Consider the following 25,567-nt stretch of genomic DNA (forward strand, 5'->3'; position numbering starts at 1 on the left):
TCCATCCGTCCTGTCAGTGCCGATGGCAAGATCAAGAGTTGGCGGTAAGGCATCGTCAGACTTTCATATGGCCATCAATCGCTGCCGCGACACAGAGATCATCTTTATGGCCGTGTCCGACAATGCTCTTCCTTCCCAGCGCTGGGAGATTTCCGTGAGATTCAATAAATTCGGCGCCGGCGAAGTGGATTACGCCGTCCATTACAGCCAGTTCGCGGCACCGTTCGTCATCGAAGGCAACGAAACCAACAACAGGTTTTTCGAGACAGAGGCACAAGAAATGCACGTTTTCGGTGTGACCAATGCCGTCAACGAGCTGACGGCGGACGCGCTATTGTTGCTCTCGATGCCGACGCTGCAGCCGGAAGCCGAAAAATTGCTCCGATATGGCGTCATGCGCCGGTGGCGGATGATCGCTGCCGCATGGGCCGACTTCGGATCGGTGGTGAGCCCGCGACGGGAGCGTCCGCTTTCCCTGGAGCAGAGCACGCTGGTCGGCAGAAGCCTCAACGCGTTGTACATCGACTTGCACGGCCTGCTCGACAACTACGCCTGGACATTGGTGCACCAATTCGGCAGCACCGAGACGCGAAATGCAAAGCCGATGGGGATTGGATTGTTCTCAAGGACGTTTCGCTCCGACCCGGGTTTGGCAGCCATAGCGGATCAAGTGGCGTCGTTCGAGACCTGGGAAACCGATTTCAAGACGCGTCGCAATCCGGTCGCGCACAGGATACCGCTGCACGTGCCGCCGGCGGCCCTGACGCAAGCAGACGTCGCCGAGCACCACCGTCTGGACCGCCTCGCCTCCGAGGCCCTGCGAAGCGGAGATTTCGAGGCAAATGCCCGCCATCGGGAAGCCACCTGCGACTTGGGTTCGTTCCTGCCCAAGTTCGTGCACGACCCAGACGAGCCGTTGATGAATATCTTCCCGACCATCCCTGACGATGTCGGCCAGGTCGTGCTTATCGGCCGGGAGGTGCAGGAGTTCATTTGCCCAACCGGCGCAGCAGGGCAGCCGGAATGACAGACCTCGGCCCCTACCCCCTGCAACCCGCAGCGGGCGCGACTCGATGCCGAATTTGGCGAGATCAAGGGGCTCTTCACCAAGAATTTCGACGCCCTCGACGGCCGAATTCTCTGGCATAGGATCGTCATGGCGGTGATCGTCTTATTATCTGTTGCCGGTGCTGGCTTCACTTTGAGGGCCTACGCGGTCCTCACCAAGGGTCGATGCCTGGCCATGTATAAGGTGAGGCAGGCAGTGAAGACGCTGTGGTTTCCGGCATCAGGCCGCGAGTATCGGCGGTTACCTGCCGTCGAGAGGACCTCAGGTTTCGAGCAGTAGGACTCCCACCCCTCGGTCAGTTACCAAGAACTCTACGCCCCCTGAGGAGAGAGCCTCCTCGATCCGTTCGATCGTGCCCGAATAAGTTTTGCCGCCGGCCTCAAACAGCCGGACGGTATGTCGAGCGACGTCAGCTTTCTCGGCCAAAGCGTCCTGACTCCAGTTCAGAAACGCTCGCCCTGCCCTGCACTGGGCGCCGGTGATCATGATGATCGATAGTCACTCGTGGAACGATTCTGGTCAAGGATTGACCGACCCAACGCCAATTAACCATGATTGAAGAACTCTATCCAAAATGGATAAAGTTTGATTGAAATTTTGCCCGATTTGTGTTTTGATGCAGCTTGTGAGGCGGCCACCTTCCCTAAGGCGCTTCTCAGCGTGGTTTTGACCGCGCCATCTCGCTGAAGACGCTGGCGGCATTCCGCCGGTAGAGAGAAAATCTAACATATCCATCGTTGACGCGACAGTCCGTCGCCAACCGGAGCCTCTTCTGATGTCTCTTGCTGCAAAACGCGGGCCGCGCCCGTTCGCCCAGAATTTCAACAGGCCCGAAGCTGTCGATCGAAGTTTCGTCGTGCGGCGTTTGCACAGAAACGCCGCCAGCCTGGTGTCCGCCCATCCCAGGGCTGACTATGTCGGCGCCGACGATCTGACCGAGAGCCTTGCCCGCGCGAAGGGATTCTCCCATGACGATCTGGCAATCCTTCGCATCTCAATCGGCGCAAAGCGGCACACCATGATCTGCGTGCCTTCCAACATCTGGCATTCCCGCAAGTTCGACCTAATCGAGCTCAAGGACATGGCAAATGCGGCCGCCAGGGCATGCATCCTTGTCCCGGAGTCCGCGATCCAGCGCGAGCCGCGCCTGAGTGTCGCCCGGGCAATCGAAGAAGCATTCGGGGTCACTGTGGGTCTCGAAGATCGCATGGCAATCCTTGTCCATATGATCGAGGCAGGCGGGCAGAGCTCCATCATGGATTGCGCGTGCGCGATCGTCCACCCGGAGCCCTTTTCCGCCGTCCTGCACATGGTCGCCTTGGGCGTCCTCAAGATGACCGCATCTGGCGACCTTACGCCTCACAGTGTGGTATGCTTGGCCGATACGACGATCGCTTGAGCACTCGCCGGTGATGCGCTGATAATCCACCGCCCCGCTCGCTCCCAATTTCAATCCTTCATTCCTGAGCTGCGCGGCAATTCGCCGGCGGCCGGACTGGCGAAACATGGAGATGCGCCATGAGTGAACTCGACTTTCTGGTTAAGCCGCATTTGATAACCAGCCTTGCCCTCGACATCGCCAAGTTGCTGGCCCATGGCGCGCCTATGCCTCAGGACCTGGATGTCGCGCCGCTGCTGGAGAATTGGAACCTTGGCATGACACGAAGGGCCCCCGCACTGACGGGTATAGTGTCCGGCCATCCCAAAATCGAAGACGGAACGCTCCACTCGTCCGAACTGATGATCATCGACCCCAGCCGCCGCTGGGCACGCACCCTTTCACGGTTTTACCTGCTCGGCGCCAAGGCCCCCTGACACTAGTCGTTTCCCTTCCATCCTGAGACGGAGCCTGGAATGAAAGAAAACGAAGCCCTCACAGCGGCCGAGGCTTTGGCACGCGTATATGTCGATGCGTTGGCTTTGGCGAATGGCGCCTCACTACACCCGATGAACCGGTCAACCGACACCACGCTCGATACGCTCCTCGGGCTGCAGGACGTCGTTCCGACCGCGGATACCGATCGACTCCGGGTCGATCAGACCCTGGCGGCTATCCTTACGGCGCGCTGTATTGCAACCGAGCCATTGCTACCGGGACGACTCCACCGTGGGGAGGATGTCATCCTCGTCATCGAGACCATTCATGCGGAATGGGTCGACTTGGTGGATGACGTCATCACCACATGCGCGACACCCAAGGGCTCGAAAAAGACCATTCTGTCTCAAGACGGCTCCGAGAAGTCGCACACTCCAGACCGCGGGAACACGTTGATCCACAAAGCCCTGGGGCGTGGTGGTCCGGTCGTTGGCATCTCGACCGCCCCATCCCGCCATTTGCCGTCGGCACTGATGCGGACTGTGGAAGTCCGCATCACCCTGCCGTCGATCGACGCTTGGGCGATCCGCCTCTTGCTCGAAGCAATGACGGGCCAGAAGTATGCTGGCACCATCGACGAGATGGTGATCCGCGCTGCAGAAATCGGTGATCTGAGCCTAGCTATCCGGCCAGGTAAAACCCCGGCAGAGTGCCTGCGCCGGTTGGCGGACTTGGTTTCGGGAAAGGCGCAGTTCGCCGGCGGCGGCCCAAGGTTGGAGCAACTGCATGGATACGGCGAGGCCGCCACGTGGGGCCTTGAGCTCGTGGACGATATCAAGGAATTCAAGGCTGGCCGTCTGAAGTGGGCGGATGTCTCGAACCGCAGTATCCTGCTGTCTTCCGAGCCGGGTCTGGGAAAGACGAGCTTCGCCCGAGCGCTTGCGCGTTCGATGGGTGCTCATCTCGTGGCGACCAGCGTAGCCGACTGGAACGCCGGGCCTCATCTCGGGGCGACCCTCCAAGCCATGCGAGGTGCTTTTGCGGAGGCCCGACGGAATCGGCCGTCGGTCCTCCTGATAGATGAATTTGAAGGCATCGGCGCCCGAAACCGCCTGTCCGGGGACTACATCGAATACTGGACCCAAATCGTAAATCAGCTTCTTGAGCTGCTTTCCAATGAGAGCGATCTCGAAGGGACAGTTATTGTCACGACGACAAATCACCCAGAGAAAATCGACAGCGCTCTGCTTAGATCTGGCCGCATCGACAAGATCATTACCCTGCAGAGGCCCGATCATCCCGATCTGGCAAATATCTTTCGCTATTGCCTCGGAGCCGACTGCCTGCCGCAGATGGACTTGATGCCCCTCGCCTTGGCCGCAACGGGCGCCACCGGCGCCGATGTGACAAAATGGGTCATGCGGGCGAAGGCGATCGCGCGACGCCAGGATGTCGAGTTGTCGATGGATCACCTGCTCTCGGAGATTCGCGGCGACGCACCGTCAATGTCGCCGGAAGTCCGGACGCGTGTGGCTGTCCATGAAGCAGGACACGCGGTGTTGGCCAGGTTCTTCAAGATCGGGACGGTAAGGGCAATGGCGATTGTGCCGAGCGGCGGTCGGACCGAGGTCGACTTTGACCAGTCGTTGGATCTCAATGAAGTCGAGTTGACGCGCACCATAGCCTTCTTTCTGGCAGGTCGGGCAGCCGAAGAGCTCGCGATCGGCACCGCCGGCGGCGGGAGCGGCGGTACGGACGGCAACAGCGACCTGGAGCGGGCGACCGACTTGGCGATCAAGGCCGAAAGTACCTTCGGCTTCGGCAAGACCCTGGGTCTTGTTCACATGCGCATCGAGCATCCCAGCACACTGGTGATGATGCCGCAGGTTTTGGCGGCGGTAAAGGAAAGGCTCGACAACGCCATGGATTTGGCTCGGCAGGTTCTCGAGGTCAGAAAGCTGGAGCTAAACACGATCGCCCAGCATTTGGACCGGATGGGTTATGTCTCCGGGTCTGAGCTACAGGCGTTGTCTGTCCCTCCCTCTGATGTAGCTGCTGCTGCGTAAGAATGGAAGTTGGCTTGGCGTGCCTATTGCCTAACCGAGCGCATCACCAAATCAAATGGCCGGAGGTCGGTGAGATGCTACCAGCCAGGGACCAGCATATTGCCAACGGGTGCTTCTACTTTTTCGCCCCCCGCCGGAGCCCCAGCGTCCGTGATTGGCCGCGTTTGACCTTTGGTTTCGGCGACCTGATCACCTTACCAATGGCTATCGGCGGCTCAGGGGTTGCTGAGGGATCCGCCATCTCTCTGGCCACAGACAAAGCGGCCTGCTTCTGGAGAAACGATCTTGGGTCGGAAATCTCAGCCAGTCGTCGCTCGGTTTCCGAGACCGCCGTCACGGTCGCCAGGACTTGATCAAGATATGCCTGGAAATCCTTGCCGCCACCGGTTTTGTCACCGAGCTCCTGTAGCCTGAGAACGATCTGACCGATCCGGCCATATGCCAATCCGCTCGGGGTCGGCCTGTCGGTCTCTCGCTTGATCGGAACATCAACCCGGAGCCGTCCTGCACCCATTTCAACCATCCCGAGGTTGGAATGATTGTTACCGTACGACCGGTGAAAGAGCGTGACGAGAAATTGCCTCTCGATGCGGTTAAACGCATGGCTGAGAGCGCCACTACTCAGTTCCTGGCGGAAGCGCATGCGTTCCGGTTTTTGGCCAAAGAACCGAGGAAAGGACCCGAACGATGGCCGCACCGCGGGGTTGCTCCTCCGGCAGGCCTCCATGTAGTCCATGTAGTGACCCAGCAGGGTCAAATCCTGAAGGGCGGCTCGGTTGTCAGTGGTCTTCGACAGGTCGAGCTTCCCGACAAAGACCGATCCCTTGCTCTCTCCATCTTCATTCGAGGTGAGGCGGAAGATGGTTTCTGCAGCCGACATCTCGCGGTCTACTGGCCAAAATTCTGGGACGGACAGAGCCAAAAAATCCTCCAAGGATAGTTCCCCTGTCCTTGTGAATGTCAGAGCCTACCTAAACCTAAACGAAGGAGTGGATTGTTGGTCTTCTTCGTTTCCTTGCGGCGAATGATCCGTCTCAGAAAATTCCATCGCTGCGCCGGCAATTTTGCCAACTATAGCCTGGTTTATCGCCTCCCGAATGGCGGCATAGCATCCAGAGCGGATTGCCGGACTTTCCTCAAACAGGATCTCAAGGTCACCGAGATTTAGGCGCTTCATCGCGGCATAAGCACACCGGATCATCACTTCCTCCGCATAGACGGAATTGATCTCGACTTCGGCCGGCGAGATGTCGTGGTCGAGCGCTTCCGTTCGCCGAATTTCATCGAGATGTTTCCTGGTTTCTTCCGCGGCTTCATTGCAGAGCGATTCGAAAAGCATGGGATTTTGAACTCCGTTCCTGCGCCAAGATCCAGCAGGCATTGGCAAGCAACAAACGACGTCCTTGCGTTTAACCGCGCCCGTCGCTCCGGCTCGGAGCGAGAGCTAGGAGCCAAAGACCATCGGCTCTGAGGATTCCTGCTCTGTAGCGGAAACTAGAAGTCGGCAGGTCGCTCCGCCGCGGAGCGATCGTTCAATTTCATGATGTTTATCAATGGGTTAGTTGAATTTCTTGGAAAACGATCCTATAATCGGCGCATAAGCGGCGAGGTCCGCCCCCAGATGGGGGGGTCGCCGAAGCATCGAAGAAGGAGATCAATCGACTGGCCCTGCTGGTACGCACGTCCAATTTTGACGTCGTCCACATCGGGACCAAGAGAACCGTAGCCTCAAAAGGAAACACCCGGGTTCGAGGCCCGGGCGTCTCATTCAATCAAGATCCAGAAGCAAGTTTGGACACAACCTTCTGAATCGAAACCTAAACAACCTGTTCGGGCTGTGATTGCAGTTTTCCGGAAGCGGACCTGTGTGTCAAGCATCCAGACGCTGCGCCACGGCCAAGGAGACATCTATTGGCCCAAAAAGTTTTTTCCGATGACAACGTCGCCGCCACGGTGCCGATCATTGCGCCGCCGTTTTCGTTCCCTCCCGAAGATACGTCGCATACATATCTCGTCACTGCCAAGTCGCGCGGTGATCGTAGTATCGCCCTCACGGGCACGAACCGCGGCTCGTTCGTGGGTGCGATCGTCGCGTGGATTGGGGATCGCTGGCAAACCATCAGTTTCGAAAGCCGGCACGAGATGATGACGGCATATCTCTTGCTGTCCCACCCCAAGCTCACTGATCTTCGTGAGCAGGTTCGTTCGCCTGGATACGTCGATGAAGACGGTGTGCACCACGACCACGTCTTCGACTTTGTGGCGACGATCGATGGCGAGGACCACGCCATAGCCTGCAAGTTGCAGAGCAGCACGGATCGCCTGAACTTCCGCGCAACACTAGGTTTGCTCGCATCTCAGATGGGAGATTTCGCCGACACCGTCGACCTGGTGGTCGAAGGTGCGTTTTCGCGCACTCGCGCTTTTAACGCAGAGCTTTTCCATTTCCTGCGGTGGGAACACGATCAGGAAGCAGACGAAGTGCTATTGGGCTTGGTCAGTTCGCTGGAGGGCGTCACGACAGTAGCGGCGATCGTCGCAGCCTCAGGGCTGAAAGGTCGTGGTTGGCGCTCGCTCGTGCGCATGTGTGCCCATCATCGTGTTGCAGTCGTTCGCGGTCGTATCGACGACTACACCACACTGATTGCCCGGGATATCGCCGCATGACAAAGCTTCGTGTCGCTGTCGGTGACGAGTTCCAACTTGGCGAGAAAACCTTTTTTGTCTCCGCCGCCGCCGGCGACGCCTGCCTTGCGTATCCTGTTGGCTTTCCGAAGCTGGAACAGCAATTCCAGAAGCGGGATCTTGCCGCCCTGCTCGATACAAATGGCTTTGCATACAAGACTTCGGAAACCACGCCCCTTTCGACAGTCGCGCGCCCGACGCTCGCCGCCCTTCATCCCCTACTGCAAAAGGAAGTGCGCCGTCGGCTGAAGTATGTGGAGGGCTTCATCGCTCTTTTGGCCGCAAGCCAATACCTCAATTCCAAGCAGGTCGTCTTGGAATCCCCCCAATGGGTTGCGGCGGTAAAGCTGACAGGCGGTAGGCGTTTTTACAGGACCAGGAACAGCGCCAATGACGCCGCCACGTTCCTCCAACCCAAAGTGGATCGCGAAGGCAAATTCGTCCTCACTGACGACCACGTTATAGAGCTGACGGAAGAGGCCGAAGTAGTCCCAAAACGCAAGCGACGTCATGGCCAGCCAAAGATCGTGGATGGCCAGGAGTCATTTACCGCGATCGATGAACCAAGCGGAAGCACCCTGCTTGATTGGCTGTCGCGTTACGAGGCGTCCGGGGGAAATTGGGAAAGCCTCAAGCCTCAATATGCAAAGTCGGGAAATCACGGTCCCAAGCTGGCGGACGACGTACAGGCAATCATTACCGAACAATTGCCCACTTATCTAACCAAAGAAGCGATCTCCGCAAAGCGGTTCCTCGAAAACGTAAATACTGCCATCCAGCGGGAAAATGAGGTCAGGAAGGTCTCTCGCGAGCCACTGCTGACCAAGGTAGGCATTGGGGCCATCAATAAGGTCATTGGTCAGATTGATCCTTATTTCGCCGATTTTTGCCGCCTTGATGCGGGCATAGTCAAAGCGAAATGGGGCTGGGTTCAGGACACGATTAGGTACCAAGTTAACGGCCAACGCATCGAAATTGACGCATATAAAACCGACTTGGTGACGCTGCTGATCCTCTCCGGGGCATGGAGCGGCCTGAACCACGAGCAGCGCAAAAAAATCAAGCGCGAGCGGCTTTGGCTTACAGTTGCTATCGACAGCGCAACGCGTGTCATCCTGGCGATGCGCTTGTCCCGATCACCCGACGTGCCCAATGGCATTGCCTTGCTCGATATGGTCGAGTCGGACAAATCCGCTATCTCCGATGCCGCCGGCGCCGAAACGAAGTGGAGCCAGCGGACCGGACTTTGCACAGTCGTTGCGGATGGCGGATTTATTTCAGCCGAAATGCGCGATGCCGTGACCGAAGCACGCGCGACTTTCGAAAACCCGATCGCCGGCGCCGCCTACCTCCGCCCCTACATCGAGCGCGTGTTCCGCACGGTCGCCACGCAGTTGATGGCGCGTTTGAAGGGCAAGACCTGGTCCAATGTGTTGCAGCGTGGCGACTATGATTCCGAAGCTAACGCCTCGCTTACAGAGGACGAGCTCGCTTGGATTCTCGTTACTTGGGTTGTCGATATCTACCATCAGACACCCCACGAAGGTTTGGGAGGGGCGACCCCGGAGCAGGCATGGGCATATGCAGAAGAACACTACGATGTTCGACCATGGCGCGACGCTCATGGACGACGCACCGCATTTGGGGTGCCTCTCAAGCGAGCGGTGACCGAACAGGGTGTCGAGGTGCTGGGCAACTTCTACCGCGATGATTCACCGGAAGGCTTGCGCATCCTGCGCAGCGTTCGTAACGCGGAGAAATGCTCGGTAAGGGTAGACGTCGCCAACATGGGCGCGATCTCCATCATTATCGGGGAAGTCGCGTACACGTTACCTGCTCGCGACCAGCGCCTGGAGGGGGTGCGGGCTAGCGATTGGATCGAAGCCACCGCCGAAGTGCGCCGCCAATTTAGCGCCAGCCAAGTGATATCACGCGAGATCGCTTATCGCGCACTCGGCCGGATTATCGACAAGAACAATCAGGCCGCCGAACGAGCTTCGATCATTACACGCGTCTATTCAGCGGCCGACCTCGACTACCTTGAAGAGGGCCTCTTCAAGAGGGTTCGATATGCACAGCCGGTTGACGGGGAAAGTGTACTCAAGATTGGCGAAACCATCGCCCCCATCGATGTGGCGCCGTCCAATTCGCAGGCAACGCGCGCTAGCGATGCCGACGAGATGCCGACGTCTCTTCCGCAGGAATCTCAACAGCCGACCACTGTCCATGGCAGCGCCAAAACGCGCCGTTGGACAATGGAGTGACCCTATGAGCCTTTCCTATGAGTCCCTGCCTTACTATCCCGACGCCAAAGTCTATGATGTCGTAGAAACAATGGCACCATTGCGTCAAAAGCAGATCGCAACCGAGGTCGATGCTCGCATACGGCAGAACTTTACTACCTTGCTGGCCAACCGAAGGCAAAACGTCGCTGCGCCCGGCACGGTAGAAAAGATGGGCATGGTCATCACTGGCCAAACCGGTAGCGGCAAATCCAGGCTGGTGAGCAAGTATATCGAAAAGGATGACAGGGTTGCGTGCCAAGCGGGCGTGGAGCATAGGCCATTCGTAAGTCTCCGCTTGACCGGCCAAGTCAACCTTAAATCAGCTGGCTACGATACCGCTCTGGCCTTGGGAGCCAGGATTGAAGAGTTCAACAGCCGAAAAAACTATTGGACCCGCGTGGCCCAACTGTCGAAGGCACTCGACACACGCGTCATCCACTTCGATGAAACGCATGACATCTTCACGAGTGCCAACGTTCTGGAGGCTGGTCGAATCCTGTCGATGTTGAAGGGGCTCATGGACCGGCCTGATCACCCCATGATCGTTATCCTGACCGGCACCGAAAAGCTCCAACAACGCATGAACTCCGGGGAAACCAACCGGCGCCTGATATCAGTCGCCATTCCCCCTGTCGACCTGGACAAAGACTGGGGCGAGGTCGTTTTGACCATCAACGAATATTGCGAGGCGGCACGCTTGGAAAACAAGCTTTCTGACGAAGACGTCCTCCGCCTCATCCACGCCGCCGGCGGGCAACTCGGCCTTACATTTGCGAGGGCGCTGGACGGTATCCAGGAAGCTCTTTGCGCCGGCAATGCGGCGCTTACGCGCATGAACTTGGCACACGCCTACCATCGAAACACTGACATCGCGGAAGAGTTCAATATTTTTGTGGCCTCTGACTATTTGAAGATAGTTCCCGGGAAGGCAGAAATTCAAACATCGGTCCCGGACGAAACCGCGAAAAGGCCCAAGCGTAAAAATGTGAAGCGGAAGGAGACCCGCTATTGATGTTGCCGCTCACCGTGCCTTTTCACCCCGGGCAAAACTTTACTTCCTATTTCTCTGGTCTCGCCTGCCGGAATTTTGCCGGTAACTCTCGCAATTTCGCGAATGAACTTGGGCTTAAGTGGCCGGATGTCGTCGGCGGGTCGGATACGGTCATCAAGACCATGTCAGATCTCGGCGGCATCGACCTCGCGACGCTGACCGCAGGCACAATGCGAAGGGTCGGACTGCGGGAATTTGCGGTAAGACAGGAGGTTCTTGGTCAATACACCTTAAGCCGGCAGCGGGTCATCGTCTGTCCCTGCTGTCTGGTGGATGATATCGCAGTTGGCAGGTTTGGCGGCCTCCTGGATACGTACCAACGGCTAGCCTGGGAGGTGACCCATATCCGCGCCTGCACGCGCCATGATGTGAGGCTTGTCGACCTCGATTTGAAACTGAACCACCGCCAGACGTTCGACTTTCACCTGCAGATCGCCGATCAGTTAGACCGGATCAATATCCTTGCGGAAAACACCAGCATGCGCCCGGCGACGAAATTGGAGCACTACCTGACTAACCGTCTTGCGGGACATCGCGCTGGCTTGGAGTGGCTTGATACACTTCCATTCGGTTTAGCGGCCAAAGTCTGCGAGATGCTGGGGGTTGTCCTCGCTTTTGATAGCCGACGTAACCTGCAAACACTGCCCGAAGACGATTGGGCGCGAGCGGGCGACGCTGGCTTCGCTGTTTGCAGCGGTGGTGTTGTCAGCGTCAGGCGGTGTCTCGAACAGCTCCAGCATGCATCACCTGGAAAACGATCTCTCCATTCGCGCATGCGGGCCTTTGGTCAGTTTTACGAGTGGCTCGCTTATTCCGACGCGGACTTAGAGCCCGTCAGGGCAATAGTTCGTGACCACATATTTGAAACGACAGCTGTCTCCCCAGGGGTGGCCATACTTGGACAGACGAGAAACAAAGCGGCGGTGCACTCGCTTCAGTCGGCACGCAATTCTTACGGGGTGAGTATCAGGATCATTCGCGGCATTGCGAAACATCAAGGTTTGTTACCAGAAGAATCGGAAAACATCGGTGACGCGAAACTGCTGATTCCTGCACCTGAACTCGCTTCCGCAGTTGCTGCATGGTCAAAGGGGATCACTGGGCTCCAAGCCCAGGAACTGTTAGGGGTAAGCAAAAACGCATGGTGGGTGCTTCAAGGGGCGCACTTCCCGCCACTCTTCGGCGGATTGGGGGCTGCCACTCGGTACAACGCTTTGATGATTACAGACTTTCTGGATAATCTTGAGAGATTGGCCGTCCCGCAGTCCCGCCAGGCCGGCATGAACCCGTTTTTTGAAACGATGTACTCGCAGCAATATGGCGTGCTGAACGCTCTTGATTTGGCCCACTCAGGTCAACTTCGAATAGGGTGGGATCGGAGCAGGCATGGTCTCAATCGCCTACTAGTTTCGGAGATCGAGCTGCGCGAGGCCTTGGCCCAACAGAGAAATCAAGCGAAATATCGCGCGAAAGAAGTGGCTCACCATCTCAATCTCACGCAATCTGCCACTGACAGAGCGATAATACGTGGCCTTATACCATGCTCGGTAGGTGCCACTACCACCGGTCAGATGGTTCGCTTCGTAGCAGGTTCTGACCTCAAATCCCTGCAGCGAAGGTTTGTATCTTTAGGCACATTGACGGGGAAAGGCTCGTCAGCATCAAAACGTGTTCAGATGCGACAGACCCTCGAGAAACGGGGAGTTTTGCCGCTGCCCGACTGGCTCGAATGCAGCGCCATGGTTTTCCGACGATCGGAGATTTAGACCAACCACACCACCCCCCGGATCGCCTCCGGGGGTATTTTTTTGCCCCGCATCCGAGGATGCCAGATCTATCGTGCGGCCAATGCCAAACCTATGGGCTCTGGAATACGAAGACGCTTTGGAATTGATCGAAGCCACAACCTTGTTTTTCAACTACTTAGGCGTCGCTCCAACACCTGAACTGTGGGGTACGGCACACTTGTGAGCCCTATGCGTCTGAACTTCGCAAACCGCAGGCTCAGCACTTGGGCTAGAGGGTCACCGTGCCGTCACGGGGCCAAGGCATAGTGCCTTCATGCAGCGCAACACGGCTAAAAGCACGACACCTGACCGGCTTCGCAGTGCCTGCGAGGATTTGCTCAGGACGGCAACTCACCCGGAAGTGGTGACCGTACGCAGCATAGCGCAGCGCGCGGGCACCAGTATTGGCGCGGTCAGCTATCATTTCGGCAGTGTTGAGCAGTTGATCTTTTCGGCCGCCGAACGCGTCTATCTCAGGCTCAATGCCGAGCGTCTGGCCTTGCTGCAGGCCGCAATACAGCGCGCGCACCCCGCACCTGCACCGGTCGAGGACATTATCGTTGCGCTGATCGGTCCCTCGATCCGCTGGAGCCTGGATCCACGCTCGAGCTATAGCGTACTCCGGCATATGACCACGATTGCCCAATCGAGCGATCACCCCGAGATTTTCCGGCCGATGATCGAGGATATCGACCACCATCGCCTGTTCATCCCGCATTTTCGCAAGATCGCGCCCTGGCTAAGCGACGTGGACATTGGCTTTCGCATCTCGTGCCTTTTGGGTGTGCGCTCGCAGATGACGCGCAGCCGGCAGCGGACGGATGAGCTGACCGATCACAGGCTCGACCTGAGCGATCCCAATGTCGTGCTGGCCCAGGTTGTGGCTGCGACAGCGCCCATGTTCACCTCGCCCCCAACACATTCAAACGCTGTTCCAAACTCGTCACGTCACTGAGACGGGACGGGCATAGGTCGTGTTCCAGCAAAGGGAGCACGGCCCATGGGCGAAACCACTTTCATCCACATCACCGACCTGCATGTCGGCAACCCGGCGGTTGCCGACGATCACCTGTTCAGTGACACCGCGGCGACGCTGACCCGGGTGCTTGAGCTTATCGGCACGATGGAGCAGCCGCCAAAATTCATCGTCGCCAGCGGCGACCTGACCAATCGCGGTGATGCCGACAGCTATCGCCAGCTCCGCTCGATCATGTCGGCCACCGACCTGCCAGTGGTCTGTGCGCTGGGCAATCACGACACCCGCCCCGGCTTTTATCAAGGCATGCTGGATCGAAACGTCGATCTCGATATGCCGTACGATCATGAGCAGGTGATTGCGGGCGTGCATATCATAACGCTCGACACCACCATTCCCGGCCAGATCGGCGGTTCCATCGAGCCGGAACAATTCGCCTGGCTGGAAGCGGCACTCGACGCCAATCCCCACCTGCCCAAGCTGATCGTGGCGCACCATGCTCCAGCGCTCGGCGATACCCCGCCCTGGGATCATTGGCGCACCATCGAGTTCAACCAGTCGCAGAAGCTGGCCGAACTGCTCAAGGGTCGCAATGTATTGGGCATTCTTTCCGGCCATATCCACCATGACCGTTTCTCGCTGTGGCACGGCATTCCCGTCATTGTCGGCATGGGCCAGCACGCGGCCACCGACATCTTGACCTCTGATGTACTGCGCATGGTGGAAGGCGCTTCGTTCGGTATCGGCACCATCCGCCGCTCCGGCCTCACCATGGCGCTGGTGCCCCTGCCCCAGACCCGTGCGGAACTCAACCGCTATGACCTCAAACTGCTCCGGCAAAAGCAGGAAACGGCTCTAGCCGAAGCCGCTGCAAGCTGATCCCTCCCCAAGGACAATCGCCATGATCAAACGCAATTTCCTCAAGCTACTGGCTGCTGCCAGCCTGGGCTTCACCGCCCTTTCCGGCGTGGCCTTCGCCCAAATGGCCGATGCCATCACCGAACCGGTGACCATCAGCTTCTACAATTACAACCTGGCCACTGCGAGCGCCGGCGCCGACGCCACGCGCGAGTTGCTGGCGAAATTCGAGGCAGAAAACCCCAACATCAAGGTCGAGACCGTCGGCGTGCCATCCAACGAAATCGTCACGCGGCTCCAGGCCGATATGGCCGCAGGCCTTCAGCCGGATGTGGCTCAACTGGTGTTCCGCGACCTCTACTACATTGCCAGCGATCTGGGCGCCAACGCGCTGGAAGACATGGCCGGCGCTGAAGGCTATGCCGAGCTTACGGACGGTCTGATCCCCCGCGGCGTCGACCTCGGCAGGATCGACGGCAAGACCTATGGACTGGCCTATACATTCTCGACGCCGGTACTGTTCTACAATGCCGACCTATTCCGCCAAGCCGGTCTCGATCCTGAAAATCCGCCCAAGACCTGGGCCGAAGTGAAGGCCGCTGCCGAAGCCATCGTCGAAAAGACCGATGCGGAAGGCTTCTTCCCCGGCGCCTATGGTCCAGCCGACGGCACCTTCGTCTACCAGGCAATCCTGATGTCCAATGGCGGCAAGGTCCGCGATGGAAACACGCTGACCTTTGCCGATCCCGAGGGCATCGAGGCCGTGCAGATGCTGCGGGACATGGTGGGTAGCGGTGCTCATGCCCGGTTGGACCTCACCAATCCGAGCGAAGCCATGGCCGCAGGCCAGCTCGGCATGTTCCTCTATACCAGCGCCATACAAAACAGCCTGTCCGCGGCTTCGCAGGGCAATTGGGAGCTCCGCGTGGCCGCCATGCCGAGCTTTGGGGACAAGCCGACTGCGCCGACCAATTCGGGCAGTGCGCTCTATGCCTTCTCCAAGGATCCGGTCAAACAGCGGGCAGCCTACGAACTGATGAAGTTCCTTACCTCGAAACACGGCTACACGATTATTACCAGCAAGATCGGTTATCTGCCGCTGCGCCTCGACATCGTGGACGATCCGGAATTCCTTGGTCCGTGGACCCAGAGCCATCCGCTGATCCGCCCGAACCTGGAACAATTGTCGCGCCTCACCCCCAATATTGCTTTCCCAGGTCCCAACTACCGCCAAGCCGAAGCGATGATGAAGGAATCCGTCGTCGAAGCCGTACTCGGTGATGGCGATGTCATCGAAGTGCTGAGCCTTGCCCAGGACAATGCCCAGAGCTTGATGCCCTGATCCCTGCCGGGCGCGGCCAAGCCGCCGCGCCCATTTCTTGAGACTGGAGGCAGCCATGACCATGGCAGCGACACGTCACTGGCCCTTGCCGGAGACCTGCAATATCCGTGACCTGGGCGGCTATGCCCGCGGCAATGGCGGCACCACGCAATGGGGCCGCATCCTGCGCGGCGAGGCCCTGCATCCCCTGCTTGACGACAGCGTCGCCAAGCTCATCGATAATGGCCTGAGCCTGGTCATCGACCTGCGTGGTCCCCATGAGACCAAGGTAACCGCGCACCCATTTCGCGAACACACCATAGTTGCCTATCGCAATATCGCGTTGTTTGACGCCCTGGACCCAATCGCCATGAGCGAGACGCCGTTCGATATGGCGCGACGCTATTGCGACGCCCTGGACAAGTGCGGCGCGCAATTGGCCGAAGTACTGCGCGCCATCATTGCCGCGCCGCAGGGAATTGTCCTGTTCCATTGCACGGCCGGCAAGGATCGCACCGGTATTATTGCCGCGCTCCTGCTGCTGGCCGCAGGCGTCGATCAAGCAGATATCGTCGCCGATTATACCCTTACCGCAGCGGCAGATGGCCTGATCGGCCAATTGCGCCAACGGGCTCTTTCGGCCGGTGGCCGGCCCGAACATGTCGAGCGTGTGCTCGCCAGCGATGCATCGACCATGCAAAACATGCTCGACCATCTCCACACCGCCCATGGCGGTATCGAGGCCTATCTGGCCGGCATAGGCCTGTCCCAAACCGAGGTGGCATTGCTGGCCGACCGGTTATGCGGCTGATCGTCTCAAGCGGCGATGGCGGCCCAGCACATGGCCGCCACCAATTGCCGGTCGGTGGCGCTCAGCGTGGTCTCGGTCATGCGCCGACGCTTGAGCGTGTTGCGGATGGAGCCGCGTACAAAGCTCATGATCATGGTGGGAGGACCAGCACGGACCACGCCTGCCGCCTGAGCGGCCTCGACCATGGCGATGCCGTGCTCGACGAAAGCACTAAAAATCGTCCTGGCATCGCTCAGCGTGATGAGCGGGTTATTGTCGAGATAGTCGAACAGAACCGCGCGATCAGCATCCTCCCAGATGAAGTCGATATAGCTCTCGATATAGCGTTGTACCGGCTCTTCGCCACTGCTGGCGGGATCGGGCGGAGTCACCAGACGTTCGGTCATCAATTCGGTGACGCGCGTATAGACGCCCAGCACCAGCGCTTCCTTGGAGTCGAAGTAATTGTAGAGCGAGCCGGTGGCCACATTTGCCTCTTCGGCAATGGCGGCCATGGAACACTGCAAGCCATTGCGGACGATGAGCCGGGCGGCCGCCGCCAGGATGCGCTCACGCTTGTCGAGGACAATATCCATAAACTGAATGAACCTTCATTCACCTGTCATGCTGAGACGGTAACCGTATCGGCGGCGCCACACAAGACGTTTTTAGGAAAACTAAGTCGCAACAAATAGTTACAGCGGGAATTTTGCCGTTTTGGCCCCCGCCAGAGCAAGGAGAGCGCTCGTGTCCGAACCCGTCACCTTCATCCATCTTACTGACCTGCATGTCGGCAATCCGGCCGTCCCGGATGATCATCTTTATTCCGACACCACAACGACGCTGCGCACCATTCTGGCAGACATCAAGACGCTGGTGCCGCAACCCAAATTCATCGTGGTCAGTGGCGATCTGACCAATCGCGGCGATGCAGGCAGCTACGAAAACCTCAAGGCGCTGATTGCTGAATCCGGCCTCGACATGCCGATCCTCTATGCACTGGGCAATCACGACCGCCGCGACGGCTTCTACCCAGCCATGCTTGGCCGCACCGATAATGTCGATGCGCCCTATGACCATGCCGCTGTCATTGCCGGCATTCATGTCATCACTCTCGACTCCAGTCTGCCCAACAAGGTTGGCGGCGCGTTCGAGCCGGGCCAGCTCGATTGGCTCAGGGCCGAGATCGAGAACCACCCCGAGCTGCCTAAGCTCTTGGTCATGCATCACGCCCCCGCGCTCGATATGCACAATCCGGATATGGAATGGGAATCCCTGTCCTATGTCGATACCGAGGCGCTGCGTCAGCTCGTTGCCGGCAAGAACGTCATCGGCATCCTGTCAGGCCATATCCATTATGACCGCGTCTCCAATTGGTATGGCATCCCAGCCGTCGTCGGCATTGGCCAGCATGCCGCCACCGACGTGCTCTGGCTGCATGAAGGCCTGCGCATGCTCGAAGGCGCTGCTTTCGCCATCGGCACCGTCCGGCCCTCGGGTCTTTCCATCACCTTCGCACCGCAGCCGGCCACCCGCCGCGAACTGCATAGCTTCAGCTTTTCCGGCATGGCCGAGATGCTGAAGAAATACGAAGCCGCTCCGGCCGCCGCCGCTGAGTGACAGGAACCAACACCATGCTCCGCACAAGTATCCTTGCCTGCCTGCTGGCGCTCTCCACGGCCGTTCCTGCGCTCGCCCAAACCATGGCGCCCAGCATCGAGCAGCCAGTCACTATCACTTTCTACAATTACAATCTCGCCGCGGCGGGTCTGGGCGCCGAAGCCACGCAGAAGCTGATCAACGAATTCATGGCTGCCAATCCCAACGTCACTGTGACTGGCGTGCCCTATGGCAGCGCCGATGGCAGCCGCATCCAGGCCGACCTTGCCGCCGGCCTGCCGGTCGACGTGGTCCAGACCGTGTTCAGCGATCTCGACTTCTCGGTCACCAATTTCGGCGCTCAGGCGCTGGAAGACATTGTTCCCGCCGGAGAAATCGCAACGCATCTGCAAGGCATGCATCCCAATGGCACCAAGCTGGGCGTCTTGAATGGCAAGACCTATGGTCTGGCCTATACGTTCTCGACGCCGGTGCTGTTCTACAACGCCGATCTCTTCCGCGCGGCGGGCCTGGACCCGGACAATCCGCCCAAGACCTGGGCAGACGTCAAATCGGCCGCCCTTGCCGTCGAGGAAAAGACCGACGCCGAAGGCTTCACCGCAGGTATTACCGGTCCCAGCGCAGTCGACTGGCTGTTCCAGGGCGTCGTTCGCTCCAACAATGGCGAAGTGATTTCGCGCGACCGAAAGACGCTCAAATTCGCCGAGCCGGAAGCGATTGAGGCCGTCGCCATGTTGCGTGATCTCTACGACGCCGGGGTCTACGAGAATTACGACTTTGCCGGTGCCGTCGATGGTATGGCTTCGGGCAATCTGGCCATGTATTTGCAGACTAGCGCGCTCCAGGGCTCGCTGGTGGCCGGAGCCAACGGCAATTACGAGCTGCGCTCGTCCACCATGCCCCGCTTCGCCGACAAGCCGACCCGCCCGAATAATTCGGGCTCAGCCTTGACCATCCACACCACCGATCCACTCAAGCAACGCGCCGCCTGGGAGCTGATGAAGTTTCTGACGTCCGAGCATGGCTATACGATCATTACCTCGGAGATCGGCTATCTGCCGCTGCGTCCCGCCATCGTCACCGATCCCAAATACCTGGCCGGCTGGATCGCCGACCATCCGCTGGTCGCGCCTAATCTCGAGCAGCTTGACCGTCTCGAGCCCTGGGACCCGATGCCGGGCGCGAATTATCGGCAGATCGTCAAAACGATGATGGATGCGGTGGAAATGTCGATCTTCGGCGGCGCCGATGTTGCGACCACGCTGGCCGACGCTCAGGCCAACGCCCAGGCGCTGATGCCCTGACCCTTTGGCTCGCCCTACGGGGCGGGCCTCCCACTCTCTGACAGGAGCGCGAAATGGCCATTGCTGCCCACGCCCCAACCCGTTTGCGACGCATCAGCAACGCGCGCTGGGCCCCCTGGCTTTATCTGGCTCCAGCCCTGATCACCTTGGTCGTGTGGATCTACTGGCCGCTCGTCGACGCCGTACGCCTCAGCTTTTTCCAGTGGAACATGCTGCCCAATTCCCCTCAGGTCTTTGTCGGCTGGGAGAATTATCAGCGCATTTTCGCACTGCCTAAGTTCTGGCAGGCCCTGCGCAATACCGGCGTCTATGTTCTGGGGCTGTTGCCACTGGCCGTGCTCATTCCGCTGGCCATCGCCATCTACACCCACGACCTGCCCGAGCGTTCGCGCAACATCTACCGCGCCATCATTTTCGTGCCGATGATCATCGCCCCGGTGGTCGCCGCTGCCGTCTGGCGCTGGCTGCTTGATCCCGCCTATGGCCTTGCCAATCAGGCCATCAAGGGCGTCGGGCTCGATCCGGTCAAGTTCCTCTCCGATCCCAACGTGGCAATCTGGACCGTCATCGCCATTACGGGCTGGAAGCTGATGGGCTTTTCCACCCTCATCCTCTCCGCCGCCAATGCCAATATCAATCCCACGTTGATCGAGGCTGCCCGCATGGATGGCGCCGGCAAATGGGAAATCATCCGCGACGTGCGCTTGCCGCTGCTCAGCTCCACCGTGCTGTTTCTGGTGGTCATGACCATCCTGCTCGGGGCGCAGTGGAGCTTCACCTATATCAATGTGCTGACCGGCGGGGGCCCGCTCGGCGCCACCACCAACATCTATTACCTGCTCTGGGATTTCGGCTTCTCCACCATGTCGGTGGGTTGGGGCTCTGCCTCGGCGGTCATCCTCTTTCTTGGCTTCGGCGTGCTGGCCTTCGTGCTGTTCCGCCTGATCGACCGGTATTCCTTCCATGACAATTGATGTGATTGCCCGTCCGGCCCGGGCCCGGCCCGTCACCCTGCGCCGCATTTCGAACCGCTCCGGTCTCAATACCGCTGCGGGGCATCTGCTGATGGTGCTATTGTCGATCTTCTGCCTGTTTCCGGTCTATTGGATGCTGGTCAGCTCGTTCCGCCCGGCCAACACACTGTTCGAAACCAGCCTGTGGCCGACGCAACCTTCGCTCGACAATTACACGCGGGCCGTGGACGCGATCCCGATCGCCCGCATGTTGATCAACACCCTGGTCTTTTCGGCAGTTTCCACGGTCTTCCAATTGCTGACCGGCATTCTCGCCGCCTTCGCTTTTGCCCGCTGGAAATTCCCCTTCGACAAGCTGGTCTATACCGGCGTGGCGCTGACCTGGCTGGTGCCCTTCCAGGTGGTGATGATCCCCAATTACCTGCTGATCGCGCAAATGGGCCTGCTCGACAGCGTACTCGCACTGATCCTGCCCAATATCGCGGCGGCACTCGCCATCATGCTGCTGGCCCAGGCCATGCGCGGTTTTCCCAAGGAGGTCATCGAGGCCGCCCGCATGGATGGCGCCAGCAATTGGCGGGTTCTGTGGGAAGTGCTGGTGCCCAATCTGCGCGGCACCATCGCCTCGCTGGCCATCCTCATCTTCATCTCGACCTGGAACGAATACTTCTGGCCGCTGCTGCTCAGCCGCACCGCCGAGAACAGCGTCATCCAGATCGGCATCCAGATGTTCATGACCGCCGAAGGCAATCAGTGGGGACCGCTGATGGCTGCCTCGACGCTAGCCAGCCTGCCGGTCCTCGTCATCTATGTCGTCCTGCAGCGCCAGGTCGTCCAATCCTTCATGAAGTCCGGAATCCGCTGATGCAATCCGCACCAACCCGTCACCTGCCCATCAAGGGCACCTATAATGTCCGCGACCTGGGCGGCTATGCCGCGGCCGGTGGCAAGACCCAATGGCGCCGCATCCTGCGCGCCGACGCATTGCACCGGCTCGACGGCGACGGGGTTGCGGCGATGCTGGCTTCCGGCATTACCACCGTAATCGATCTGCGCCACGGCGACGAACTCATCCATCAGCCCAACCCGTTCAACGGACACGGCGCCGTGGTCTACCACAATGTGTCGCTGCTCGATGGATTAGCGCCCAGCCTGATGGGTGAAGGCGATGTGCTGCTCGAACTCTACAAGCTCGCTCTGACCCAGCGCCAGCCTGCCCTGGCCCAGGTGCTGCGCATCATTGCCGACGCGCCAGCCGGCGCAGTCCTCTTCCACTGCACCGCGGGCAAGGATCGTACCGGCATCGTCGCCGCGCTGTTGCTTGGCGTGGCGGGTGTCGAAGCCGGGCTCATCGTCGAGGATTATGCACTCACAGCCGAGCTCATCGCCCCGATCGTCGCTGATATCACGGCCGGCGCCGTCGCCCGCGGGGCAGACCCCGCCAGCTTTCAACGCCTGCTGGCGTCCGAACCCGCCACCATGGCGGCGACCCTTGCTTTCATCCAGGCCGAGTTCGGCTCCATCGCGGCCTATGTGGAACGGATCGGACTGGACCAGGTCACGATCGAACGCTTGCGCAACCGCCTTTTGGGAGAGTTCTGATGGCCGATGTCACGATCACCAATGTCAAGAAATCCTATGACGGCAAGCCCGTGTTGCACGGTATCGACGTCGCCCTGCCCGATGGCCATTTCGTGGTTATTGTCGGCCCGTCGGGCTGTGGCAAATCAACCCTGCTGCGCATGATCGCCGGCCTCGAGGATATCACCTCGGGCACGATCGCCATCGGGGGCACGGTGATGAACGACATCGAACCTGCCGATCGCGGCTGCGCCATGGTGTTCCAGAACTATGCGCTCTACCCGCACATGAGTGTGCGGCAGAATATCGCCTATCCGCTCCGCCTCGCCAAACTCCCTCCTGCCGAACGCGATCTACGCGTCGACCAGGCTGCCAAAATTCTCAACCTCACCGATTATCTCGATCGTCGCCCCGCCCAGCTGTCGGGCGGCCAGCGCCAGCGCGTCGCCATGGGCCGTGCCATCGTGCGCGAACCCGATGTTTTCTTGTTCGATGAGCCGCTCTCCAATCTCGATGCCTTGTTACGGGTGCAGATGCGCATCGAGATCAAGCGCCTGCATAAACGCCTCAACGCCACCTCCATTTTCGTTACGCACGATCAGGTGGAAGCCATGACGCTAGCGGATACACTCATTGTCATGAATGCCGGGCGGGTCGAACAGATCGGTTCGCCCGCCGAGATTTATCGCAAGCCCGCCTCGGTCTTCGTTGCCGGCTTCATGGGCTCGCCAGCGATGAACCTGCTGCCCGCCACTGTCGGCGAAAATGGCGCCATTACACTTGATGGCATTGCCGGCAATGCCACAATCGCCCAATCCAAACTGGCCAGGGGCACCCCAGTTACAGTCGGCATCCGCCCCGAGAGCATCTTGCTCTCAACCGAGCCCAACAAGGGATTGCCGGTCACCATCGACCTGGTGGAAGAACTGGGCGGCTCCCGCGTGGCCTATGGCAATTTGGGCGGCCGCGAACTGGCCGTCGTCCTGCCGCCAGGCGAGGAGAACCTGGAAGGGGAGACCGTATGGCTGACATTCCCGCCCCAGGCCTTGCAAGGCTTTGACCGCGTCACCGGCAAGCGCCTCGCGACCGACCTGATTGCGGGCAATTCCGCCCCGGCCAGCGCCCAAGCCGCGGCCGTCTAATGGGTCAGCCGACAATCAGCGGGAGACATGCGGGCTCGCCATGAGCTAACCCGAGGCAGACTCAAAAATGGCGGTGGCGCTGGGCCCTACAGCCCTCCCGCACCGGCTCGTCGGACAAGTTCGTCTACCACTATGCGGACCCTTGGGAGCATGGTGCGGGTTGCTGGCCAGACGGCGTTGAACGGGGATCGCACCTGACAACGGTCCGGCAACACGACGACCAGTTCACCCGCGTCGATGCGGGCCTGGACCAGTGACTGCGGCATTTGACACAAGCCGAAACCAGCTACAGCCATTTCAATGACGACCTCACCGTCGCTTGCCTGATGCGTTGCCAGCGGGTCAAAAGACTGGATACGATTTTCCTCATCGACAAAGCGCCAGGCGACTGGTCGGTCGGGCCGGCTTCCCAGAATGCAGGCGTGACGGTGCAGGTCACTCAGCCTCATCGGCACGCCATGCGTCTCCAGATAGCTGGGCGCCGCACAGAGGAGGAGGCGTTGCGATCCGAGCGGCCTGGCTGCAATATCGGCGCGATCCGGTAGCTCGCCGAACCGAAGGCACAGGTCCACCCCTTCCTCCACCGGGTCGATGATCCGATCCGAAAAGCTCGCGACCAGGCGCAGGTCGGGATGGGCCCTGAGGACGTCCAGCAGGATCGGCATGGCGACCCGACGGCCAAATGCCGCGGGCATGTCCACCCGGAGTATACCTCGCACAGTGCTTGCTCTCGAGCGGGCAAAGTCCTCCGCTGACCGGAGCTGATCAAGGGCAGCCTCGGCTTGCTGGAGATAGGCCGCGCCTTCCGGTGTCAACGACAGCCGCCGTGTCGTGCGGTGCAGCAGCTTGACGTCAAGCCGGCTTTCCAGTTGCGCCACCGATTTGGCGGCCGCTGACTTGGTTATGCCCAACCGGGCAGCTGCCGCAGTGAACGAGCCGGATTTTACCGCATTGATGAAGACTTCGACGCCAGCGAAAGTGTTGGTGAGAGCCATCTGACGCGCCTCGATTGACGCCCTCAAGTCTACGATCTGGCAACCCGAAGCGCAATTGTCTCCGGAGTGCTGCGCGGCCATATCTGCTCCCAACCCAAGGAGTTGCAGATGTCCCGCTTGTTCGACCCGTTGAAAATTGGCGCCCTCACGCTGCCGAACCGCATCATCATGGCGCCACTCACCCGCAAGCGCGCGGGTATCGAGCGCGTTCCGAACGCCATGATGGCGGAATATTATCGGCAACGGTCCGGGGCCGGTTTGATCCTGAGCGAAGCGACGTCGGTATCCCCACAGGGCGTCGGCTATTGGGGGACGCCCGGGATCTGGAACGATGCCCAAATGGAAGGCTGGAAACACGTCACCCAGGCGATCCACCAAGCCGGTGGTCGCATGTTCCTGCAATTGTGGCACGTTGGCCGCATCTCCGACCCTGAACTCCTCGACGGTGAGCTTCCGGTGGCCCCCAGCGCGATTGCGGCTGCCGGTCATGTCTCATCGTTACGCCCGAAGCGCCCACATCCCGTTCCACGTGCACTGGAAACCCAGGAAATTCCTGGCATCGTCGATGACTTTAGACGTGGCGCCGAGCGGGCGAAGGCGGCTGGTTTTGACGGGGTCGAGCTGCATGCCGCCAATGGCTATCTCATCGATCAATTCCTGCAGGACAAAACCAACAAGCGGACCGACCGATATGGCGGTTCGGTGGAGAACCGAGCCCGGTTCCTCCTCGAAATCGTCGATGCGGTGATCGCGGCGTGGGGTGCTGATCGCGTCGGGGTACATCTGCGGCCCCGTGGCGAGGAACACGATATGGGTGACAGCAATCCCAGGGCGATCTTCGGCTACGTCGCCGACGAACTCGCGAAGCGGAAAATCGCGTTCATTTTTGTTCGTGAGATTGAAGCCGAAGACAGCTTGCTTGGTGAGATCAAGCGCCGGTTTGGCGGTCCGGTGATTGCCAACGAACTCATGTCGAAGGAAGATGGCGAACGGTTTATTGAAGCCGGCATTGCCGACGCGCTGGCCTATGGGCGCGACTACATCGCTACCCCCGATCTCGCAGAGCGTCTTCGGGAGGGCCTACCTTTGAACACACCGAACAAGGATACGTTCTACGGCGAAGGTCCGGAGGGTTACATCGATTATCCGAGGCTCTTGCCGTTGCGGTGATGCGGGTCCGCCTAGATCATCGTCGCTCCAAGCCGGTGATGCAGCGCCTTGATCTTGCTGCGCATCTGCACCCGCAG

General features: G+C 59.5%; 23 protein-coding genes. 19 read left to right on the top strand and 4 right to left on the bottom strand.

Annotated features, from left to right (window positions below; translation table 11 throughout):
• Window positions 1-67 precede the first annotated feature (67 nt).
• From FF80_RS12475 to FF80_RS12500, 4 genes are all read left to right on the top strand, one after another.
• Window positions 68-1,027 carry a hypothetical protein gene (locus FF80_RS12475; RefSeq protein ID WP_052153489.1) on the top strand — a complete coding sequence of 320 codons (960 nt, stop codon included), beginning with the start codon at window positions 68-70 and terminating at the stop codon, window positions 1,025-1,027.
• An 817-nt stretch (window positions 1,028-1,844) separates the two neighbouring features.
• Entirely contained in the window at window positions 1,845-2,468 is a 624-nt protein-coding gene (locus FF80_RS12490) for a hypothetical protein (RefSeq protein ID WP_035100871.1), read from the top strand.
• A gap of 119 nt (window positions 2,469-2,587) precedes the next feature.
• Window positions 2,588-2,884 (top strand): DUF6634 family protein, encoded by a 297-nt coding sequence (locus FF80_RS12495; protein ID WP_052153490.1) that lies wholly within the window; start codon window positions 2,588-2,590, stop codon window positions 2,882-2,884.
• A 39-nt stretch (window positions 2,885-2,923) separates the two neighbouring features.
• Complete coding sequence (locus tag FF80_RS12500) at window positions 2,924-4,951, top strand: AAA family ATPase (protein WP_052153491.1); 2,028 nt, start codon at window positions 2,924-2,926, stop codon at window positions 4,949-4,951.
• A gap of 115 nt (window positions 4,952-5,066) precedes the next feature.
• Here FF80_RS12500 and FF80_RS12505 read toward each other — a convergent pair whose 3' ends face one another.
• Together FF80_RS12505 and FF80_RS12510 are read right to left on the bottom strand one after the other, a co-directional pair.
• Window positions 5,067-5,873 (bottom strand): hypothetical protein, encoded by an 807-nt coding sequence (locus FF80_RS12505; protein WP_152558370.1) that lies wholly within the window; start codon window positions 5,871-5,873, stop codon window positions 5,067-5,069.
• A 45-nt stretch (window positions 5,874-5,918) separates the two neighbouring features.
• Window positions 5,919-6,290: a hypothetical protein gene (locus FF80_RS12510; protein WP_035100876.1), complete on the bottom strand. Its 372-nt coding sequence runs from the start codon at window positions 6,288-6,290 to the stop codon at window positions 5,919-5,921.
• A 572-nt stretch (window positions 6,291-6,862) separates the two neighbouring features.
• Here FF80_RS12510 and FF80_RS12515 point away from each other — a divergent pair.
• The 8 genes from FF80_RS12515 (at window position 6,863) to FF80_RS12550 (ending at window position 16,725) form a co-directional block, all read left to right on the top strand.
• Window positions 6,863-7,618 (top strand): hypothetical protein, encoded by a 756-nt coding sequence (locus tag FF80_RS12515; protein ID WP_035100879.1) that lies wholly within the window; start codon window positions 6,863-6,865, stop codon window positions 7,616-7,618.
• On the top strand, window positions 7,615-9,900 hold the full coding sequence (locus FF80_RS21925) for a hypothetical protein (protein ID WP_035100881.1): 2,286 nt from the start codon (window positions 7,615-7,617) through the stop codon (window positions 9,898-9,900). Before FF80_RS12515 ends, FF80_RS21925 begins: the two co-directional genes overlap by 4 nt.
• Window positions 9,901-9,904: 4 nt before the next feature.
• Window positions 9,905-10,933 carry an ATP-binding protein gene (locus tag FF80_RS12525; protein WP_035100883.1) on the top strand — a complete coding sequence of 343 codons (1,029 nt, stop codon included), beginning with the start codon at window positions 9,905-9,907 and terminating at the stop codon, window positions 10,931-10,933.
• A complete protein-coding gene (locus FF80_RS12530) occupies window positions 10,933-12,738 on the top strand; it encodes a TniQ family protein (protein ID WP_035100885.1) in 1,806 nt (601 codons plus the stop codon). The genes FF80_RS12525 and FF80_RS12530 overlap by 1 nt, the downstream gene beginning before the upstream one ends.
• A 295-nt stretch (window positions 12,739-13,033) precedes the next feature.
• Window positions 13,034-13,714 (top strand): TetR/AcrR family transcriptional regulator, encoded by a 681-nt coding sequence (locus FF80_RS12535; protein WP_052153492.1) that lies wholly within the window; start codon window positions 13,034-13,036, stop codon window positions 13,712-13,714.
• A gap of 45 nt (window positions 13,715-13,759) precedes the next feature.
• A complete protein-coding gene (locus FF80_RS12540; RefSeq protein ID WP_035100887.1) occupies window positions 13,760-14,614 on the top strand; it encodes a metallophosphoesterase in 855 nt (284 codons plus the stop codon).
• A 22-nt stretch (window positions 14,615-14,636) separates the two neighbouring features.
• Entirely contained in the window at window positions 14,637-15,935 is a 1,299-nt protein-coding gene (locus FF80_RS12545; RefSeq protein WP_035100889.1) for an ABC transporter substrate-binding protein, read from the top strand.
• A gap of 55 nt (window positions 15,936-15,990) precedes the next feature.
• Window positions 15,991-16,725 carry a tyrosine-protein phosphatase gene (locus tag FF80_RS12550; RefSeq protein ID WP_035100892.1) on the top strand — a complete coding sequence of 245 codons (735 nt, stop codon included), beginning with the start codon at window positions 15,991-15,993 and terminating at the stop codon, window positions 16,723-16,725.
• Between the two features lie 5 nt (window positions 16,726-16,730).
• On the opposite strand, the gene FF80_RS12555 is transcribed toward FF80_RS12550, so the two are convergent.
• Entirely contained in the window at window positions 16,731-17,300 is a 570-nt protein-coding gene (locus FF80_RS12555) for a TetR/AcrR family transcriptional regulator (protein ID WP_035100895.1), read from the bottom strand.
• 151 nt (window positions 17,301-17,451) lie between these two features.
• Between FF80_RS12555 and FF80_RS12560 the strand changes: the two genes are divergently transcribed.
• The 6 genes from FF80_RS12560 to ugpC are packed head-to-tail and all read left to right on the top strand — an operon-like array spanning window position 17,452 to window position 23,325.
• The gene (locus FF80_RS12560) at window positions 17,452-18,324 is read left to right on the top strand and encodes a metallophosphoesterase (protein WP_035100896.1); all 873 of its coding nucleotides are present in this window, start codon (window positions 17,452-17,454) and stop codon (window positions 18,322-18,324) included.
• Between the two features lie 14 nt (window positions 18,325-18,338).
• Window positions 18,339-19,628 (top strand): ABC transporter substrate-binding protein, encoded by a 1,290-nt coding sequence (locus tag FF80_RS12565; protein ID WP_035100899.1) that lies wholly within the window; start codon window positions 18,339-18,341, stop codon window positions 19,626-19,628.
• A 53-nt stretch (window positions 19,629-19,681) separates the two neighbouring features.
• Window positions 19,682-20,602 (top strand): sugar ABC transporter permease, encoded by a 921-nt coding sequence (locus FF80_RS12570; protein WP_035100902.1) that lies wholly within the window; start codon window positions 19,682-19,684, stop codon window positions 20,600-20,602.
• Window positions 20,592-21,467: a carbohydrate ABC transporter permease gene (locus FF80_RS12575; RefSeq protein ID WP_035100906.1), complete on the top strand. Its 876-nt coding sequence runs from the start codon at window positions 20,592-20,594 to the stop codon at window positions 21,465-21,467. Before FF80_RS12570 ends, FF80_RS12575 begins: the two co-directional genes overlap by 11 nt.
• On the top strand, window positions 21,467-22,204 hold the full coding sequence (locus tag FF80_RS12580) for a tyrosine-protein phosphatase (protein WP_035100909.1): 738 nt from the start codon (window positions 21,467-21,469) through the stop codon (window positions 22,202-22,204). Before FF80_RS12575 ends, FF80_RS12580 begins: the two co-directional genes overlap by 1 nt.
• Window positions 22,204-23,325, top strand: a complete 1,122-nt coding sequence (ugpC, locus tag FF80_RS12585; RefSeq protein ID WP_035100911.1) for a sn-glycerol-3-phosphate ABC transporter ATP-binding protein UgpC — start codon at window positions 22,204-22,206, stop codon at window positions 23,323-23,325. The genes FF80_RS12580 and ugpC overlap by 1 nt, the downstream gene beginning before the upstream one ends.
• 86 nt (window positions 23,326-23,411) lie before the next feature.
• On the opposite strand, the gene FF80_RS12590 is transcribed toward ugpC, so the two are convergent.
• Window positions 23,412-24,320, bottom strand: a complete 909-nt coding sequence (locus tag FF80_RS12590) for a LysR family transcriptional regulator (RefSeq protein WP_035101299.1) — start codon at window positions 24,318-24,320, stop codon at window positions 23,412-23,414.
• 108 nt (window positions 24,321-24,428) lie between these two features.
• Here FF80_RS12590 and FF80_RS12595 point away from each other — a divergent pair, with 108 nt between their 5' ends.
• Entirely contained in the window at window positions 24,429-25,490 is a 1,062-nt protein-coding gene (locus FF80_RS12595) for an alkene reductase (protein WP_035101301.1), read from the top strand.
• Window positions 25,491-25,567: the final 77 nt, after the last annotated feature.

Source organism: Devosia sp. LC5, assembly GCF_000735585.1.
Classification (GTDB): domain Bacteria; phylum Pseudomonadota; class Alphaproteobacteria; order Rhizobiales; family Devosiaceae; genus Devosia.

Excerpts from the sequence above, each read along its gene's own strand:
- FF80_RS12570 (WP_035100902.1), top strand. The coding sequence starts at position 19,682 with ATGGCCATTGCTGCCCACGCCCCAACCCGTTTGCGACGCATCAGCAAC.
- FF80_RS12510 (WP_035100876.1), bottom strand. The coding sequence starts at position 6,290 with ATGCTTTTCGAATCGCTCTGCAATGAAGCCGCGGAAGAAACCAGGAAA.
- FF80_RS12475 (WP_052153489.1), top strand. The coding sequence starts at position 68 with ATGGCCATCAATCGCTGCCGCGACACAGAGATCATCTTTATGGCCGTG.
- FF80_RS12530 (WP_035100885.1), top strand. The coding sequence starts at position 10,933 with ATGTTGCCGCTCACCGTGCCTTTTCACCCCGGGCAAAACTTTACTTCC.
- FF80_RS12525 (WP_035100883.1), top strand. The coding sequence starts at position 9,905 with ATGAGCCTTTCCTATGAGTCCCTGCCTTACTATCCCGACGCCAAAGTC.
- FF80_RS12580 (WP_035100909.1), top strand. The coding sequence starts at position 21,467 with ATGCAATCCGCACCAACCCGTCACCTGCCCATCAAGGGCACCTATAAT.
- FF80_RS12545 (WP_035100889.1), top strand. The coding sequence starts at position 14,637 with ATGATCAAACGCAATTTCCTCAAGCTACTGGCTGCTGCCAGCCTGGGC.
- FF80_RS12555 (WP_035100895.1), bottom strand. The coding sequence starts at position 17,300 with ATGGATATTGTCCTCGACAAGCGTGAGCGCATCCTGGCGGCGGCCGCC.
- FF80_RS21925 (WP_035100881.1), top strand. The coding sequence starts at position 7,615 with ATGACAAAGCTTCGTGTCGCTGTCGGTGACGAGTTCCAACTTGGCGAG.
- FF80_RS12595 (WP_035101301.1), top strand. The coding sequence starts at position 24,429 with ATGTCCCGCTTGTTCGACCCGTTGAAAATTGGCGCCCTCACGCTGCCG.
- FF80_RS12575 (WP_035100906.1), top strand. The coding sequence starts at position 20,592 with ATGACAATTGATGTGATTGCCCGTCCGGCCCGGGCCCGGCCCGTCACC.
- FF80_RS12550 (WP_035100892.1), top strand. The coding sequence starts at position 15,991 with ATGACCATGGCAGCGACACGTCACTGGCCCTTGCCGGAGACCTGCAAT.
- FF80_RS12500 (WP_052153491.1), top strand. The coding sequence starts at position 2,924 with ATGAAAGAAAACGAAGCCCTCACAGCGGCCGAGGCTTTGGCACGCGTA.
- ugpC (WP_035100911.1), top strand. The coding sequence starts at position 22,204 with ATGGCCGATGTCACGATCACCAATGTCAAGAAATCCTATGACGGCAAG.
- FF80_RS12565 (WP_035100899.1), top strand. The coding sequence starts at position 18,339 with ATGCTCCGCACAAGTATCCTTGCCTGCCTGCTGGCGCTCTCCACGGCC.
- FF80_RS12535 (WP_052153492.1), top strand. The coding sequence starts at position 13,034 with ATGCAGCGCAACACGGCTAAAAGCACGACACCTGACCGGCTTCGCAGT.
- FF80_RS12590 (WP_035101299.1), bottom strand. The coding sequence starts at position 24,320 with ATGGCTCTCACCAACACTTTCGCTGGCGTCGAAGTCTTCATCAATGCG.
- FF80_RS12540 (WP_035100887.1), top strand. The coding sequence starts at position 13,760 with ATGGGCGAAACCACTTTCATCCACATCACCGACCTGCATGTCGGCAAC.
- FF80_RS12490 (WP_035100871.1), top strand. The coding sequence starts at position 1,845 with ATGTCTCTTGCTGCAAAACGCGGGCCGCGCCCGTTCGCCCAGAATTTC.
- FF80_RS12495 (WP_052153490.1), top strand. The coding sequence starts at position 2,588 with ATGAGTGAACTCGACTTTCTGGTTAAGCCGCATTTGATAACCAGCCTT.